This window comes from Streptococcus sp. 27098_8_69 (genome assembly GCF_041432445.1).
GTDB lineage: Bacteria > Bacillota > Bacilli > Lactobacillales > Streptococcaceae > Streptococcus.
This window is the reverse complement of sequence record NZ_JAPVZO010000002.1, coordinates 1-17589: the sequence shown is the minus strand read 5'-3', so window position 1 is coordinate 17589 and position 17589 is coordinate 1. Positions and strand designations below refer to the sequence as shown.

Here is a 17589-nt window from a genome sequence, read left to right as displayed (position 1 = left end):
TGAAGAAAGGGGGAGATTCCCATGGTTTTAAAAGTTATACTTGTTCTAATTATTCTAATGCTTATCGTAGGAGCTATATTAATGAGCTCAATCTATGTTGTTCGACAACAATCAGTAGCTATCATTGAACGATTTGGTAAGTATCAAAAATTGAGCAATAGTGGTATTCACCTAAGAGCACCATTTGGAATTGATAAAATTGCAGCTCGTGTACAACTGCGTCTCTTGCAAAGTGAAATCGTTGTGGAAACCAAGACTCAAGATAACGTATTTGTGACGATGAATGTTGCGACACAGTACCGAGTAAATGAACAAAATGTTACAGATGCTTACTATAAACTAATGAGACCTGAGGCTCAAATCAAATCTTATATTGAAGACGCATTGCGCTCATCAGTTCCTAAGTTAACTTTGGATGAATTGTTTGAGAAAAAGGATGAAATTGCATTAGAAGTTCAAAAACAAGTAGCGGAAGAAATGTCAACGTATGGGTACATTATCGTCAAAACTCTCATTACCAAAGTAGAGCCGGATGCGGAAGTCAAGCAATCGATGAATGAAATCAATGCTGCTCAACGTAAGAGAGTAGCAGCACAAGAATTGGCCGAAGCAGATAAAATTAAGATCGTAACAGCGGCCGAAGCAGAGGCAGAAAAGGATCGCCTACATGGTGTGGGGATCGCAGAGCAACGAAAAGCAATTGTTGATGGACTTGCTGATTCTATTAAAGAGTTAAAAGGAGCCAATGTTGAATTAACTGAAGAGCAAATCATGTCAATCTTGTTAACTAACCAGTATTTAGATACATTGAATAATTTTGCAGAAAAACAAGGTAATAATACAATTTTCTTACCAGCAAATCCTAACGGAGTTGAAGATATACGAACCCATATATTATCGGCTTTAAAAGCCAAGTAAACTAAATCTTAACGTCTTATTTGATTGGATATATGTTTTTTTATTGACAAATGCCATAAAAACGTATACAATTAAATATCGTAAAGAATAAAATAGGAGAAAAACATGGCTAAGACTAACTTTGAAAAAGTAGAATCAGTTGTTAGCTGGGTTCGTGATAAGAAGATCACTGGTTATCGTATTTCTAAAGAAACGAATGCACGTGAAATGTCTATCATTGCTCTAGCTCAAGGACGTGCAAAAGTTAAAAATATTTCCTTTGAAACAGCCCTTGGATTAATTGATTTCTATGAAAAAAATCATGAAAAATTTGAAGATTAATCTTTGGATACAAGCAGACTCTAATTAGGGTCTGCTTTTATTTATGGAATGGAGAAATAGCCATGCTATGACCTACTCAACAAATCTATTTGTTAGAATAAACTAGGTTGACAGGGAGCTGAGTGATCTCATACTCTTCGAAAATCAAATTCAAACCACGTCAGCTTCGCCTTGCCGTACTCAAGTACAGCCTGCGGCTCGCTTCCTAGTTTGCTCTTTGATTTTCATTGAGTATCACTCATGAAAATCAAATAAAAGATTAGGAATATAGCTACAAGCAATACTTGCTCAGGAAACAGAAGAAGGGATAAAGCTGATTTTTAAAGTATATAAAAAGAGGTCGGGATAAAAAACTCCGACCTTGATTTTTATGTTCATGAGCCTTTGACTCAATGTTGATTGGGGATTGAGAAGGAATACAACTCTTAGTTTAAGAGGTTTATCCAACCACTTTTGTCTTATCCTAAATAGCGTTGTAAAAATTCTCTTGTACGTTCCTCTTTAGGATTTGTAAATAAATCTTCAGGTTTGCCTTCTTCTGCAATCACACCTTTGTCCATAAAGATGACACGGTGTGATACGTCACGAGCAAATTCCATTTCGTGGGTTACAACGATCATTGTCAAGCCTTCTTGAGCTAGTTCTTGCATGATTTTAAGAACTTCACCGACCATTTCAGGGTCAAGGGCTGAAGTAGGCTCGTCAAAGAGAATGGCATCAGGATTCATGGAAAGTGCACGAGCAATGGCTACACGTTGCTTTTGACCACCAGAAAGTTGTTTAGGTTTAGCTTGCCAGTAGCGCTCTCCCATTCCAACTTTTTCAAGGTTTTCTTTAGCAATTTTCTCTGCTTCTGATCGTTCACGTTTGAGGACAGTAGTCTGTGCAACAATCGTATTTTCAAGAACGTTGAGATTTTCAAAGAGGTTAAAGGATTGGAAAACCATGCCTAGTTTTTCACGATAGTGAGTGAGGTTATATCCTTTTTCAAGTACGTTTTCACCGTGATAAAGAATTTCACCTTCAGTTGGTGTTTCAAGAAGGTTGATAGAACGTAGGAAGGTTGATTTACCACTACCGGAACTACCGATGATAGAAATCACTTCTCCTTTATGAATAGTGAGAGAGATGTCTTTTAGGACCTCGTTTTGCCCGTAGGATTTTTTGAGGTGTTTGATTTCAAGGATTGGTTGACTCATTATTTCAAATCCTCCGTTTGCATTTGGTTAGCACCTGTTGTATAAGTATCCATATCCATACGTTTTTCGATGAAGCGTAGGATACGCGTTACTGTGAAGGTGAGGACAAAGTAGATAACTGCGATGATGGTAAAGGTTTGGAAGTACTGGTAGGTTTGTGTTGCTACTGTATTTCCTGAGAAGTAAAGTTCTACAACAGAGATAACGTTCAATACAGAAGTATCCTTGATGTTGATGACGAACTCATTACCAGTCGCTGGTAGAATATTTCGAACAACTTGAGGCAAAACAATCTTACGCATGGTCTGGTTATGAGTCATACCAAGTGCAGTTGCTGCTTCAAATTGTCCCTTATCAACAGCTAGGATACCACCACGAACAATTTCAGTCATGTAAGCACCAGTGTTGATCGAAACGATAAAGATAGCAGCTAGCGTACGGTCTAGGTTGATCCCGAAAGCTTGAGCAGTTCCATAGTAGATAACCATAGATTGTACAATCATAGGAGTTCCACGGAAAATTTCGATATAGATATTGAGAATCCAACCGATTAGTTTTTGGATACCAAAGATAAATTGGTTTTCAGATAGAGGTGCAGTACGGAAAACACCGATAGCAAGACCGATAGCGAGACCAACGATGGTACCGATAATTGAAATGAGAAGGGTAATACCAGCACCACGCAAGAGTTGTTGCCAGTTTTCAGTCAGAATTTTAGCGACTTGACCAAAGAAATTACTGTTGCTTTCTTCTGTCGTTGTAGATTCTGCTGGTTGCTCTTTAATCATACGATCCATGAGCGCAACTTGTTCATCTTTAGTGATGGTTTCAATGCTAGCATTGATTTGGCTGATACGTTCGTCATCCTTACGAAGACCGATAGCGATAGAGGTATCTTCTTCACCAGTTTTAAAACTAGGTTCAGGCTGAATCATTTTAAACTTAGCGTTTGCTGATTCGGCAGTTAGGGCCTCTGGTCGTTCAGAAACATAGGCATCAATAACACCAGCTTCAAGAGCTTGACGCATTTGGGCGAAATCTCCCATGGCAGTTTCTTTCTGAGCACCTGAGATTTGTGAAATCAAATCATAAAGGTAAACACCTTGTTGAGAAGTGATTTTTGCTCCGCTAAAGTCCTCTAGTGATTTGGCATTTGCATAGGCAGAATCCTTTTTGACCAAAAGTACTGGTTCGCTAGTATAGTAGCTGCTTGAAAATGCAATTTCTTGTTTGCGTTCAGCAGTTGGGCTCATACCTGCAATGATCATATCAATCTTACCAGAAGTAAGGGCTGGAACAAGTCCTTCCCACTTGGTTTTAACAACCAAGGGCTCTTTGCCTAGGTCCTTAGCTATCTTTTTAGCTATTTGGACGTCGTAACCATTAGCATATTGGTTGGTTCCATCGATTTTGACAGCGCCGTTACTGTCGTCATCTTGAGTCCAGTTAAAGGGTGCGTAGGCAGCCTCCATACCGATGCGTAAATATTCATCGGCTTGGACCTGGCTAACTAGTCCTAAAGTAAGGGCTAGGCTAGCAAGGATAGTTAAGCATAATTTTTTCATGATTTCTCCTATTTCTAGTCTAAAATTGCTTCTCTCTATTGTATCGAAAAAGCGGAACTTTTTCAATCTTAGTAAACCCTTACTTGGAAAAAAATGATATAATGAGAAAAAGGTCAAAAGAGGCTATATTATGAAAAAAAGATGGTTAATAGTACTTATATTTACTAGTCTGATAATTGTTCCAAAATTGGTTTTTGCCGTGGATTTCAGCATTCCATCCTATAAAGGAGAACTGTATATTCATGCAGACAATACAGCGGAATTTAGGCAGAAGATAGTTTACCAGTTTGAGGATGATTTTAATGGTCAAATCGTGGGACTTGGTCGTGCAGGCAAGATGCCTAGCGGGTTTGAAATTGATCCTCATCCAAAGGTTGAGGCCTTTAAAAATGGTCATAAAATCGAAAATCTTACTAGCGAAGTGACAGAAGAAACGAATGGTTATACTGTTAAAGTTTATAATCCAGGTCAGGAAGGGGATAGGGTTGAAGTGGAACTTACCTGGCATTTGAAAAATCTTCTTTTCTTATATGATGATATCGCTGAATTAAATTGGCAACCCTTAACAGATAGTTCAGAATCTATTGAAAAGTTTGAGTTTCATGTAAGGGGAGATAAGGGGGCTGAAAAACTCTTTTTCCACACAGGGCAACTCTTTAGAGAGGGAAGGATTGAACAGAGTGGTCCTGACTATACGATTCGCTTAGACAATCTTCCGTCTAAGCGTGGAGTTGAGTTGCATGCCTACTGGCCTCGAACTGATTTTGCTAGCGCTATGGATCAGGGCTTAAAAGGGAATCGTTTAGAAGAGTTTAATAAGATAGAAGACTCGATTGTTAGAGAAAAAGAGCAGAGTAAACAACTCGTTACTTGGGTGTTTCCTTCAATACTTTCCATCTCCTTGTTATTGAGTACTTGCTTCTATTTTATCTATAGAAGAAAAACCACTCCTTCAGTCAAATATGCCAAAAATCATCGTCTCTATGAGCCACCAATGGAATTAGAGCCTATGGTTTTATCAGAAGCAGTTTACTCGACCTCCTTGGAGGAAGTGAGTCCCTTAGTCAAGGGGGCTGGCAAATTCACCTTTGATCAACTTATTCAAGCTACCTTGCTAGATGTGATAGACCGTGGGAATGTTTCTATTATTTCAGAAGGAGATGCAGTTGGTTTGAGGCTAGTAAAAGAAGATGGTTTGTCAAGCTTTGAGATAGACTGTCTAAATCTGGTTTTTTCAGGCAAAAAAGAAGAAACTCTTTCCAATTTGTTTGCAGATTATAAGGTATCTGATAGTCTTTATCGTAGAGCAAAAGTCTCTGATGAAAAACGGATTCAAGCAAAGGGGCGTCAGCTCAAATCTTCTTTTGAAGAAGTATTGAAAGAGATGCAAGAAGGAGTGAGAAATCGAGTTTCCTTCTGGGGACTTCCGGATTATTATCGTCCTTTGACTGGTGGGGAAAAGGCCTTGCAAGTGGGGATGGGACTCTCCACTATCTTGCCCCTATTTATAGGATTTGGTTTGTTCTTGTACAGTTTGGATGTTCATGGTTATCTTTACCTCCCCTTGCCAATACTTGGTTTTCTAGGTTTGGTTTTGGCTGTTTTCTATTATTGGAAGCTTCGACTAGATAATCGTGATGGTGTTCTGAATGAAGCGGGAGCAGAGGTCTACTATCTCTGGACCAGTTTTGAAAATATGTTGCGTGAGATTGCACGATTGGATCAAGCTGAATTGGAAAGTATTGTGGTATGGAATCGCCTCTTGGTCTATGCGACCTTATTTGGCTATGCGGATAAGGTCAGCCATTTGATGAAGGTTCATCATATTCAAGTGGAAAATCCAGACATCAACCTCTATGTAGCGTATGGCTGGCACAGTATGTTTTATCATTCAAGCGCGCAAATGAGCCATTATGTCAGCATCGCAAATACAGCAAGTAACTATTCCGTATCATCTGGAAGCGGAAGTTCTGGCGGTGGCTTCTCTGGTGGTGGAGGCGGTGGCAGTATCGGTGCCTTTTAAAGAGAACTCCCATAGACTGAAAAAATATGCTATAATGGAAGATAGAAAAAAGGAGTAATCTATGTATCTTATTGAAATTTTAAAATCTATCTTCTTCGGGATTGTTGAAGGAATTACGGAATGGTTGCCGATTTCAAGTACAGGTCACTTGATCCTAGCAGAAGAGTTTGTCCAGTATAAAGACCAGAGTGAAGCCTTCATGTCTATGTTTAACGTAGTTATTCAACTGGGTGCTATCCTAGCCGTTATGGTTATCTACTTTAACAAACTTAATCCTTTCAAACCGGGTAAGGATAAAGTTCAAGTTCGTAGAACTTGGCAATTATGGTCTAAAGTATTTGTTGCAACTCTCCCTCTTCTTCTAGTCTTTAAGTTTGATGATTGGTTTGATACTCACTTCCATAATATGGTTTCAGTAGCCATTATGTTGATTGTTTATGGGGTTGCCTTTATTTATCTTGAAAAACGTAACAAAGCGCAAGCGATTGAGCCAACAGTCACAGAGCTAGACAAGTTGCCTTATAAAACGGCCCTCTATATCGGACTTTTCCAAGTCTTGGCTCTTTTACCTGGGACTAGCCGTTCGGGCGCCACTATCGTCGGTGGTTTATTAAATGGAACCAGTCGTTCAGTGGTGACAGAATTCACCTTCTATCTAGGAATTCCTGTTATGTTTGGAGCTAGTGCCTTGAAGATTTTTAAATTCATCAAGGCAGGAGAAGTTTTGAGTTTTGGTCAATTCTTCTTGCTCTTAGTTGCCATGGTAGTCGCTTTTGCAGTCAGCATGGTTGCCATTCGTTTCTTGACCAGCTATGTTAAAAAACACGACTTTACGATGTTTGGTAAATACCGCATTGTCCTTGGTAGTGTCTTGCTACTTTATAGCTTTATTCGATTATTTGTATAAGAAAAAAACCTTGAGGGAAGATTCCTTCAAGGTTTTAAAATCCAGTCACTGTGACACCCAATAAGCGAACGTCTTTATCTTTATTTGCCAGAGATTCGTAAAGTTGGATAGCCATTTGTGAAATAGTTTTAGCATCTTGGATCTTTTGAGATAAGCTTTTCCGCTTAGTCATTGTAGAAAAGTCAGCATAGCGGATTTTTAAAATAACAATCTTTCCAGCTTTTTCATGTTTTTGAAGACTTAGGGCAACTCTTTCCGAAAGGAGGGTTAGCTCTTTTTTGATATCTTCTTCTAGATTGAGAATCTTACTATAAGTTTTTTCTTTTCCGATAGACTTACGAATGCGATTGGATTTGACGGGAGAATTATCAATGCCACGAGCCTTGCGATACAGGTCAAAACCGAGTCTACCAAAACGGTCAATGAGACTAATTTCAGAAATTTTTAAAAGATCAGCGCCAGTAAATACCCCCATTTGATGCAATTTTTCAACTGTTTTTTTACCTACACCGTGGAATTTAGCGATATCCATTTGTTTGAGAAAATCTTCAGATTCATTAGGGAGAATAACTGTCAGACCTCGAGGTTTTTGGTAATCGCTGGCTATTTTAGCTAAGAATTTATTGTAAGACACACCAGCAGAAGCGGTCAGATGAAGTTCATTCCAAATATCTTGTTGAATTAGTCGAGCGATTTTAACAGCGGACTTGATGCCGAGTTTGTTTTCAGTCACGTCTAGATAAGCTTCATCGATACTCATAGGCACGATATTATCCGTATAACGTTTGAAAATAGCTCGAATCTGTTGACCGACAGCAGTATATTTTTCGTAGTTTCCAGATATGAAAATAGCTTGGGGGCAACGTTCATAGGCTTCTTTAGAACTCATGGCTGAGTGGATGCCAAATGCTCGTGCTTCATAGCTACAGGTAGAAACAACTCCTCGACCACCAGTTTTTCTAGGGTCGCTACCAATAACAACGGGTTTCCCTTTTAGTTTAGGATTGTCTCGAATTTCAACAGCAGCAAAAAAGGCATCCATGTCAATATGGATGATTTTACGAGATAAATCATTCATTAGTGGAAAAATCAACATGGAGAAACCTCTCAGTGCTAGTTTGTTTAATTTTATTATACTCTTTTTCTGAAAAAATGAAAATCAAATAACCCCTTTCAAAAATATAATACAGTTTGTGGTATATTTTGAACTGTATTAGAAAAGAAAGTATTAAAAAAGTGAGTTTTTAGTTGTTGAAATCGTTTACTGTGTGTTATACTGAATACATGAATGTAACAGATGACTGTTACTAGAAAGAAAAAAGAGGAAATAACATGGTTGTTAAGACAGTTGTTGAAGCACAGGACATTTTTGACAAAGCTTGGGAAGGCTTTAAAGGTGTTGACTGGAAAGAAAAAGCAAGTGTATCACGCTTTGTACAAGCAAACTACACTCCTTATGATGGAGATGAAAGCTTCCTTGCAGGACCAACAGAACGTTCACTCCACATCAAAAAAATCGTAGAAGAAACTAAAGCACACTACGAAGAAACTCGTTTCCCAATGGACACTCGTCCAACTTCTATTGCTGATATTCCTGCTGGATTTATCGACAAAGAAAACGAAGTGATCTTTGGTATCCAAAATGATGAACTCTTCAAATTGAACTTCATGCCAAAAGGTGGTATCCGTATGGCTGAAACAACTTTGAAAGAAAATGGATACGAACCAGATCCAGCTGTTCACGAAATCTTCACTAAATATGTAACAACAGTTAACGACGGTATCTTCCGTGCCTACACTTCAAACATTCGTCGCGCTCGTCACGCTCACACTGTAACTGGTCTTCCAGATGCCTACTCACGTGGACGTATCATCGGTGTTTATGCACGTCTTGCTCTTTACGGAGCAGACTACTTGATGCAAGAAAAAGTCAACGACTGGAATGCAATCAAAGAAATCGATGAAGAAACAATCCGTCTTCGTGAAGAAGTAAACCTTCAATACCAAGCATTGCAACAAGTTGTACGCTTGGGTGACCTTTACGGAGTTGATGTTCGTAAACCAGCGATGAACGTTAAAGAAGCTATCCAATGGGTTAACATTGCCTTTATGGCTGTCTGCCGTGTTATCAACGGTGCGGCTACATCTCTTGGACGTGTGCCAATCGTATTGGATATCTTTGCAGAACGTGACCTTGCTCGTGGTACATTTACTGAATCAGAAATCCAAGAATTCGTTGATGATTTCGTTATGAAACTTCGTACAGTTAAATTTGCTCGTACAAAAGCTTATGACCAATTGTACTCAGGTGACCCAACCTTCATCACAACTTCTATGGCTGGTATGGGTAACGACGGTCGTCACCGTGTTACTAAGATGGACTACCGTTTCTTGAACACTCTTGATAACATTGGTAACTCACCAGAACCAAACTTGACAGTTCTTTGGACTGACAAATTGCCATACAACTTCCGTCGCTACTGTATGCACATGAGCCACAAACACTCTTCAATCCAATACGAAGGTGTTACAACAATGGCTAAAGATGGATACGGTGAAATGAGCTGTATCTCATGTTGTGTATCTCCACTTGACCCAGAAAACGAAGAACAACGTCACAACATTCAGTACTTCGGTGCTCGCGTTAACGTTCTTAAAGCTCTTCTTACTGGTTTGAACGGTGGTTACGACGATGTTCATAAAGACTACAAAGTATTTGACATCGAACCAATCCGTGATGAAGTTCTTGAATTTGAATCAGTTAAAGCTAACTTTGAAAAATCTCTTGACTGGTTGACAGACACTTACGTAGATGCTTTGAACATCATCCACTACATGACTGATAAGTACAACTACGAAGCTGTTCAAATGGCCTTCTTGCCAACTAAACAACGTGCCAATATGGGATTCGGTATCTGTGGATTTGCCAACACTGTTGATACATTGTCAGCTATCAAATACGCTACAGTTAAACCAATCCGTGATGAAAATGGCTACATCTACGATTACGAAACAATCGGTGAATACCCACGTTGGGGTGAAGATGATCCTCGTTCAAATGAATTGGCAGAATGGTTGATAGAAGCTTACACAACTCGTCTACGTAGCCACAAACTTTACAAAGACGCAGAAGCTACTGTATCACTTTTGACAATCACATCTAACGTTGCTTACTCTAAACAAACTGGTAACTCACCAGTCCACAAAGGTGTATACCTCAACGAAGATGGTTCAGTGAACTTATCTAAACTTGAATTCTTCTCACCAGGTGCGAACCCATCTAACAAAGCTAAAGGTGGATGGTTGCAAAACTTGAACTCACTTGCTAGCCTTGACTTTGGTTACGCAGCTGATGGTATCTCATTGACAACTCAAGTATCACCACGTGCTCTTGGTAAAACTCGTGATGAACAAGTTGATAACTTGGTAACAATCCTTGATGGTTACTTCGAAAATGGTGGACAACACGTTAACTTGAACGTTATGGACTTGAACGATGTATACGAAAAGATCATGTCAGGTGAAGACGTAATCGTACGTATCTCTGGATACTGTGTAAACACTAAATACCTCACTCCAGAACAAAAAACTGAATTGACACAACGTGTCTTCCACGAAGTTCTTTCAATGGATGATGCATTGAGCTAAGATTCATAAATAGTAAATCATAACCACCCGTCTAACGGGTGGTTTGCACCAGGGCTAAAAGCCCAAATTACCAGCCAGCGCCTAAAGACGCTGGCTTTCACGTTGTTCAAGCCTCATTGCTCTTGACTCGTCACTTGCCTCTTAAAGAGGCGTGAGTATTACTTACCACTATCCCTAAAGGGATCCTCATATTCTTTTACACTTAATTTATCTAGTGCTATATCATGCTTTACTCGTTCTCAAATTTTCATACTCGTGAAGAAATCATCCACTGGATAATTTCTTTAATCTTGAATATATTTCTTAATTGTGGCTTCATTAAGACCTACTGTACTCACATAATAACCTTCTGCCCAAAAATGCCGATTCCCAAACTTGTACTTGAGGTTGGCGTGTTTGTCAAACATCATGAGTGCACTTTTACCTTTTAAATAACCCATGAAACTCGAAACACTTATCCTTGGTGGAATACTTACTAACATATGTACATGGTCTGGCATTAAATGGCCCTCGATAATCTTAACACCTTTATAACTACATAATCTATGGAATATTTCTCCCAAACTACTTCGATATTGATTATAGATCTCTTTTCGTCTATACTTAGGGGTGAACACAATGTGATATTTACACATCCATTTTGTGTGTGATAAACTATGTGCTTTTTGAGCCATATTTTTCTCCTTTCGCTTTACAATTGGCTTGAACACCTTTATTGTATCGCGTTTGGAGTTTTTTTGGTATAACCTTCGACGCGCACCCGCATAGCGGGTGGTTTATTTGTCTCGCACCTCACGGAGCGAGACGGACTGAAAGTCACATAATAAAAACCAGTCATTTTGACTGGTTTTTTGGTATAAAAAAATATTTAAAAAAAGTTGGTCAAAAATGGTCAAATCTCTTGACTAATACTGACCAAAGTGATATACTAAGAACATAAGGATAAGAAAATCCTTAGAAAACCTTGATTTTAAGGTGATTGTGTAATTTATCTTAAGGTCAAAGTATGGGTAAAACCTAGAAAAGAGGTGCAACCTATGTTTAACATTAGTATTTTTAGAATTCCAATTACAAAATCTACATTGGATAAAGAAAAACCAGAAATTATACGTAGAGTAGCAAGTAGCTAGTCTAAATTTTTTAAAACAAAGGTCAGAGAAAGTCGAATTAATTTGACTAACTAATTTTGAAAACAAACGAGGTATGAAATATGAACAACAACTTTAATAACTTTAACAACATGGATGATTTGTTTAACCAATTAATGGGCGGTATGCGTGGATACAGTTCAGAAAACCGTCGTTACTTGATTAACGGTCGTGAAGTAACACCTGAAGAATTTGCTATTTATCGTCAAACAGGTCAACTGCCAAGTGAAGGAAGTGACCAAGCTCAGTATGTTCAAGGTAAAGCTATGAAACAAGATGGTATTCTTGCAAAACTTGGACGTAACTTAACAGCTGAAGCTCGTGAAGGTAAGTTAGATCCGGTTATTGGACGTAATAAGGAAATTCAAGAAACATCTGAAATCCTTTCTCGTCGTACAAAGAATAACCCAGTTCTTGTCGGTGATGCTGGTGTTGGTAAAACAGCAGTAGTTGAAGGTTTGGCTCAAGCTATTGTGAATGGAGACGTTCCAGCAGCAATCAAGAACAAAGAAATCATTTCAATTGATATTTCTGGACTTGAAGCTGGTACTCAATACCGTGGTAGCTTTGAAGAAAATATTCAAAACTTGGTAAACGAAGTCAAAGAAGCTGGAAATATTATCCTTTTCTTCGACGAAATCCATCAAATCCTTGGTGCTGGTAGTACAGGGGATGGTCAAGGATCTAAGGGGCTTGCTGATATCTTGAAACCTGCTCTTTCACGTGGGGAATTAACAGTAATCGGTGCAACAACTCAAGATGAATACCGTAATACCATCTTGAAAAACGCAGCCCTTGCTCGTCGTTTCAACGAAGTAAAAGTTAATGCTCCATCTGCTGAAGATACTTTCAAGATTCTCCAAGGGATCCGTGATCTTTATCAACAACACCACAACGTCATTTTGCCAGATGAAGTATTGAAAGCGGCTGTTGATTACTCTGTTCAATATATTCCGCAACGTAGCTTGCCAGATAAGGCTATTGACCTTGTGGATGTGACAGCTGCTCACTTGGCGGCTCAACATCCCGTGACAGATGTACATGCAGTTGAACACGAAATTCAAGCGGAAAAAACTAAACAAGAAGAAGCTGCGGCTAAAGAAGATTACGAAGCAGCTCTAAATGCAAAAGTCCGTATTGAAGAACTTGAAAAGAAAATTGCCAACCATACAGAAGATCATAAGGTTACTGCAACTGTCAATGACGTAGCTGAGTCTGTCGAACGGATGACTGGAATCCCAGTATCACAAATGGGTGCAACCGATATCGAACGATTGAAAGATATGGGTAATCGTTTGCAAACTAAGGTTATCGGTCAAGATAAGGCTGTTGAAGCAGTAGCACGTGCCATCCGTCGTAATCGTGCAGGCTTTGACGAAGGGAATCGTCCAATCGGTAGCTTCCTCTTTGTAGGTCCTACCGGTGTCGGTAAAACTGAGTTGGCTAAACAATTGGCTCTTGATATGTTCGGAACTAAAGATGCTATTATCCGTTTGGATATGTCAGAATACAGCGACCGCACAGCCGTTTCTAAATTGATTGGTACTACTGCAGGTTATGTTGGTTACGATGACAATAACAATACCTTGACTGAGCGAGTTCGTCGTAATCCATACTCAATTGTCCTTCTTGACGAGATTGAAAAGGCTGACCCTCAAGTCATCACCCTTCTTCTTCAAGTCTTAGATGATGGCCGTTTGACAGACGGTCAAGGTAACACTGTAAACTTCAAGAATACAGTGATTATCGCAACTTCAAATGCTGGCTTTGGTTACGAAGCAAACTTGACAGAAGATGCGGAAAAACCAGAACTCATGGATCGTTTGAAACCTTACTTCCGTCCAGAATTCCTCAACCGTTTCAACGCTGTGATTGAATTCTCACACTTGAGCAAGGAAGACCTTTCTAAGATTGTAGATTTGATGTTGATTGATGTCAATAAGACGCTTGCTAAGAAAGAGATCGACTTGGCAGTGAGCGATGCAGCTAAAGAATACATGACTGAAGAAGGTTATGATGAAGTCATGGGTGTTCGTCCACTCCGTCGAGTAGTTGAACAACAAATCCGTGACAAAGTAACAGACTTCCACTTGGATAATCTTGATGCTAAACACCTTGAAGCCGACATGGAAGATGGTGTCTTGGTCATTCGTGAAAAAGCCTAAATCAAAGTTTTGCGAATCAAAAAAGGAACCAGCTGAAAAGCTGGTTCTTTTGTGTTAAATGACATGACGCTCAAAGGCATCGTCTGAAATTCCTTGTTCAAGAATCAATTTTGCCCACTCCTTAGCAGAGAAAAGGCTATGATCCTTGTAATTACCACAAGACTCAATGGTTGTTCCTGGAACATCTTCCCAAGTTGTAGTCTCAGCGATTTCCTTTAGTGAATCCTTGATGACAGCAGCGATTTCAGCGCTAGTATGACGTCCCCACATAATCATATGGAAACCTGTACGACACCCAAATGGTGAACAATCAATCATCCCGTCAATGCGAGTACGGATGAGTTTGGCTAAGAGGTGCTCGATTGTATGAAGACCAGCAGTAGGGATAGAGTCTTCATTTGGTTGAACCAAGCGAATATCAAAGTTAGAAATGATATCTCCTTTAGGACCTGTTTCTTCTCCGATTAAACGGACATAAGGTGCTTTGACAATGGTGTGATCCAGTTCAAAACTTTCAACAATAACTTCTTTTGACATGGTATTTCCTTTCAATTTTCTCCTTTCATTATATCATAAAGATTTACTTGAAAACTGCTAACAAAGAGATTTTTCAAATATGAATGCCATAAAAGTGACTGACTGTAAAAAATAATTTTAAAATGGCAATTGTTTTCAATTCAATTTGAAAAATTCTGAAAATTGTATTGACACTTGGCTGAAAAGGGATTATAATGTATAAAAAGTCATAAAGGAGTTTATTATGAAATTTTCAAAAGTAATGGCCCTAGCAGGGGTGACTCTGTTAGCGTCTGGTGTTTTGGCGGCTTGTTCAGGTTCAGGCTCTAGTGCAAAGGGTGAGAAAACTTTTTCTTATGTTTATGAAACAGATCCAGATAGTCTCAACTATCTGACAACTGGTAAGGCTGCGGTTGCTAATATCACAAGTAATGTCGTTGACGGTTTGATGGAGAATGACCGCTACGGTAACTTCGTGCCATCTTTGGCAGAAGATTGGTCAGTGTCTAAAGATGGATTGACTTACACTTACACAATCCGTAAAGATGCTAAATGGTATACTTCTGAAGGCGAAGAGTATGCGCCAGTGAAAGCGCAAGACTTTGTAACAGGTCTTAAATATGCGGCTGATAATAAGTCAGAAGCCCTTTATCTTGTTCAAGAATCTATTAAAGGTCTTGATGCTTATGTAAAAGGTGAAGTTAAAGACTTCTCAGAAGTTGGAATCAAGGCTGTAGATGATCAAACAATTCAATACACTTTGAACAAACCAGAAAGCTTCTGGAACTCTAAGACAACCATGGGAATTCTTGCACCAGTCAATGAAGAATTCCTTACTTCTAAAGGAAGTGACTTTGCTAAAGCAACAGATCCAAGCAGTATCCTTTATAATGGTCCTTTCTTGTTGAAATCATTGGTAGCAAAATCTTCAGTCGAATTTGAAAAGAATCCAAACTACTGGGATAAGGACAATGTTCATATTGATAAAGTAAAACTTTCATTCTGGGATGGTCAAGACAATAACAAACTTGCAGAAACCTTTAAAGATGGTGGTTTCTCAATGGCACTTCTCTTCCCAACAAGTGGAAGCTACTCTGAACTTGAAAAAGAGTTTAAGGATAACATCGTTTATACAACACAAGATTCTACAACTTTCTTAGTCGGTACGAATATTGATCGTCAGTCTTACAAATATACTTCTAAGACTACAGATGAGCAAAAGACATCAACTAAGAAAGCTCTCCTAAACAAAGACTTCCGTCAAGCTATTGCCTTCGGTTTCGATAGAACAGCATATGCTTCTCAAGTTAATGGAGAAAGTGGAGCAAGCAAACTCCTTCGTAACTTGTTTGTGCCACCAACATTTGTTCAAGCAGATGGTAAAAACTTTGGTGACTTAGTTAAGGAAAAATTGGTGACCTATGGTGATGAGTGGAAAGATGTTAATCTAGAAGACGCTCAAGACGGTCTTTACAATCCTGAAAAAGCAAAAGCAGAGTTTGCTAAGGCTAAGACAGCTCTCCAAGCGGAGGGTGTTCAATTCCCAATCCACTTGGATATGCCAGTTGACCAAACCAATACTACAAAAGTTCAACGTGTTCAATCATTGAAACAATCGCTTGAAGCAACATTAGGAACTGACAATGTTGTCATTGACATTCAACAACTTCAAAAAGATGAAGTCCTCAATGTTACTTACTTTGCTGAAACGGCTGCCGGTGAAGATTGGGACCTTTCAGATAACGTTGGTTGGTCTCCGGACTATATCGACCCATCTACTTACCTTGATATCATCAAACCATCAGTAGGTGAAAATACTAAGACTTACCTAGGATTTGATTCAGGCACAAATAACGCTGCTGCCAAACAAGTTGGTTTGGAAGATTACGAAAAGATGGTTGTTGAAGCTGGAAATGAAGACACTGACGTTTCAAAACGTTATGATAAATATGCTGCTGCCCAAGCTTGGTTGACAGATAGTGCATTGATTATTCCAACAACTTCTAAAACTGGACGTCCAATGTTGTCTAAGATGGTGCCATTCACACTTCCATTTGCTTACTCAGGTAACAAGGGAACAAGTGAAGCCCTCTTGTACAAATACCTTGACCTTCAAGATAAGCCAGTAACTGCTGATGAATATCAAAAAGCTCAAGATAAATGGAAGAAAGAAAAAGAAGAATCTAATAAAAAAGCGCAAGAAGATCTTGCAAATCATGTCAAATAAGAAAAAAGAGGCCGGACAAAAAGGAGCCCACTGAAAAAGTCATCCAATAGATGGCTTTTTTGTTATACTAGAGATGAGGTGAAATGATGCTTGATAATCAGTTTATGATGTTCAAATATCTCTTGTTAAAAGATATTTATAAGTTATCAGATGTCGATGTGGTGGAACGTTCCTTGTCAGATATGGCCTTTAAATTTTTTCTTGGTCTAGCTCCGGAGGATTCTGTTATCGAACCATCCTCCCTGACAAAATTTAGAAAGTTAAGAATTAAAGATGACAAGCTACTTGATGTATTGATTCAGAAGTCTGTTCAAATTGCACTCGAACATAATTTGATTAAGAGTAAAATACTCATTGTAGATGCCACTCACACTAAAGCTCATTATAATCATAAGAAGCCCCAAGAAATTCTTAGGGAGCGCTCAAAAGCTTTACGTAAAACGATTTATCAACATTCAGAAGATATCAAAATAGAATTTCCAAAGAAACCTCAAGAAGATAACCTCGAAGTAGAGTTGACCTATACAGAGGAGTTAATGGCTGTGGTTGAAAAACACGAGGAACTCTTAGCCCTACCGGCTGTTTCTCAAAAGTTCAATTACCTAAAAGAAGCTGTTGATGATGACTTAGAACACTTGGAAGCTTCTGTTAAAGAGGAGGCTAGGCTTGGACATAAGACAGCCGACACCTCTTTCTATGGATATAAAAGTCATATCGCTATGACGGATGAACGGATTATTACTGCTTGCGTGGTCACTTCTGGTGAACAAAGCGATGGGAAATATTTATCTGAGTTATATGCCAAAACAAAGGAAAATAGTCTGGACATCGAGACTATTATTGGTGATGCGGCTTATTCAGGAAAGGACAACATTCAACTAGCTCGCAAAGAAAAGATTCATTTGGTGTCAAAACTGAACCCTTCAGTTTCAAAAGGTTACCGTAAAGAAGA

The 17589-nt window shown here is 38.9% G+C and carries 11 protein-coding genes and 2 pseudogenes; 8 read left to right on the top strand and 5 right to left on the bottom strand.

Translation table 11 applies throughout. The annotated features are described in order from the left end of the window. Positions 1–21: 21 nt before the first annotated feature. A complete protein-coding gene (locus tag O3658_RS01415; RefSeq protein ID WP_000243418.1) occupies positions 22–918 on the top strand; it encodes an SPFH domain-containing protein in 897 nt (298 codons plus the stop codon). A gap of 105 nt (positions 919–1023) precedes the next feature. After that, entirely contained in the window at positions 1024–1239 is a 216-nt protein-coding gene (locus O3658_RS01410; protein ID WP_001140700.1) for a hypothetical protein, read from the top strand. 458 nt (positions 1240–1697) lie between these two features. On the opposite strand, the gene O3658_RS01405 is transcribed toward O3658_RS01410, so the two are convergent. Continuing rightward, positions 1698–2438: an amino acid ABC transporter ATP-binding protein gene (locus O3658_RS01405; protein ID WP_000081949.1), complete on the bottom strand. Its 741-nt coding sequence runs from the start codon at positions 2436–2438 to the stop codon at positions 1698–1700. Next, positions 2438–4003, bottom strand: coding sequence for an ABC transporter substrate-binding protein/permease (locus tag O3658_RS01400; RefSeq protein ID WP_371559022.1), 1566 nt, complete (start codon positions 4001–4003; stop codon positions 2438–2440). Before O3658_RS01400 ends, O3658_RS01405 begins: the two co-directional genes overlap by 1 nt. 130 nt (positions 4004–4133) lie before the next feature. Here O3658_RS01400 and O3658_RS01395 point away from each other — a divergent pair, with 130 nt between their 5' ends. Both O3658_RS01395 and O3658_RS01390 read left to right on the top strand, forming a co-directional pair. Next, positions 4134–6026 carry a DUF2207 domain-containing protein gene (locus tag O3658_RS01395; RefSeq protein ID WP_371559021.1) on the top strand — a complete coding sequence of 631 codons (1893 nt, stop codon included), beginning with the start codon at positions 4134–4136 and terminating at the stop codon, positions 6024–6026. 61 nt (positions 6027–6087) lie between these two features. Then, a complete protein-coding gene (locus tag O3658_RS01390) occupies positions 6088–6933 on the top strand; it encodes an undecaprenyl-diphosphate phosphatase (RefSeq protein ID WP_371559020.1) in 846 nt (281 codons plus the stop codon). A 34-nt stretch (positions 6934–6967) separates the two neighbouring features. Here O3658_RS01390 and dinB read toward each other — a convergent pair whose 3' ends face one another. Further along, positions 6968–8029 carry a DNA polymerase IV gene (gene dinB / locus O3658_RS01385; RefSeq protein WP_371559019.1) on the bottom strand — a complete coding sequence of 354 codons (1062 nt, stop codon included), beginning with the start codon at positions 8027–8029 and terminating at the stop codon, positions 6968–6970. Between the two features lie 236 nt (positions 8030–8265). On the opposite strand from dinB, the gene pflB reads away from it, so the two are divergent. After that, positions 8266–10581 (top strand): formate C-acetyltransferase, encoded by a 2316-nt coding sequence (gene pflB, locus O3658_RS01380; protein ID WP_049503040.1) that lies wholly within the window; start codon positions 8266–8268, stop codon positions 10579–10581. 287 nt (positions 10582–10868) lie between these two features. On the opposite strand, the pseudogene tnpA reads toward pflB, so the two are convergent. Continuing rightward, a pseudogene (gene tnpA / locus O3658_RS01375) lies at positions 10869–11255 on the bottom strand (IS200/IS605 family transposase); the annotation flags it as partial. A gap of 536 nt (positions 11256–11791) precedes the next feature. Here tnpA and O3658_RS01370 point away from each other — a divergent pair. Continuing rightward, complete coding sequence (locus O3658_RS01370; protein ID WP_371559018.1) at positions 11792–13894, top strand: AAA family ATPase; 2103 nt, start codon at positions 11792–11794, stop codon at positions 13892–13894. 54 nt (positions 13895–13948) lie between these two features. On the opposite strand, the gene O3658_RS01365 is transcribed toward O3658_RS01370, so the two are convergent. Then, the gene (locus O3658_RS01365; protein WP_000032544.1) at positions 13949–14431 is read right to left on the bottom strand and encodes an S-ribosylhomocysteine lyase; all 483 of its coding nucleotides are present in this window, start codon (positions 14429–14431) and stop codon (positions 13949–13951) included. Positions 14432–14654: 223 nt separating this feature from the next. Here O3658_RS01365 and O3658_RS01360 point away from each other — a divergent pair, with 223 nt between their 5' ends. Continuing rightward, positions 14655–16637: a peptide ABC transporter substrate-binding protein gene (locus O3658_RS01360; protein ID WP_371559017.1), complete on the top strand. Its 1983-nt coding sequence runs from the start codon at positions 14655–14657 to the stop codon at positions 16635–16637. 107 nt (positions 16638–16744) lie between these two features. Beyond that, positions 16745–17589 (top strand): annotated as a pseudogene (locus O3658_RS01355) (transposase); the annotation flags it as partial.

Bases quoted from the DNA above. Each gene is read 5' to 3' on its own strand.
- O3658_RS01415 (WP_000243418.1), top strand. From the start codon at position 22: ATGGTTTTAAAAGTTATACTTGTTCTAATTATTCTAATGCTTATCGTA.
- O3658_RS01410 (WP_001140700.1), top strand. From the start codon at position 1,024: ATGGCTAAGACTAACTTTGAAAAAGTAGAATCAGTTGTTAGCTGGGTT.
- O3658_RS01405 (WP_000081949.1), bottom strand. From the start codon at position 2,438: ATGAGTCAACCAATCCTTGAAATCAAACACCTCAAAAAATCCTACGGG.
- O3658_RS01400 (WP_371559022.1), bottom strand. From the start codon at position 4,003: ATGAAAAAATTATGCTTAACTATCCTTGCTAGCCTAGCCCTTACTTTA.
- O3658_RS01395 (WP_371559021.1), top strand. From the start codon at position 4,134: ATGAAAAAAAGATGGTTAATAGTACTTATATTTACTAGTCTGATAATT.
- O3658_RS01390 (WP_371559020.1), top strand. From the start codon at position 6,088: ATGTATCTTATTGAAATTTTAAAATCTATCTTCTTCGGGATTGTTGAA.
- dinB (WP_371559019.1), bottom strand. From the start codon at position 8,029: ATGTTGATTTTTCCACTAATGAATGATTTATCTCGTAAAATCATCCAT.
- pflB (WP_049503040.1), top strand. From the start codon at position 8,266: ATGGTTGTTAAGACAGTTGTTGAAGCACAGGACATTTTTGACAAAGCT.
- O3658_RS01370 (WP_371559018.1), top strand. From the start codon at position 11,792: ATGAACAACAACTTTAATAACTTTAACAACATGGATGATTTGTTTAAC.
- O3658_RS01365 (WP_000032544.1), bottom strand. From the start codon at position 14,431: ATGTCAAAAGAAGTTATTGTTGAAAGTTTTGAACTGGATCACACCATT.
- O3658_RS01360 (WP_371559017.1), top strand. From the start codon at position 14,655: ATGAAATTTTCAAAAGTAATGGCCCTAGCAGGGGTGACTCTGTTAGCG.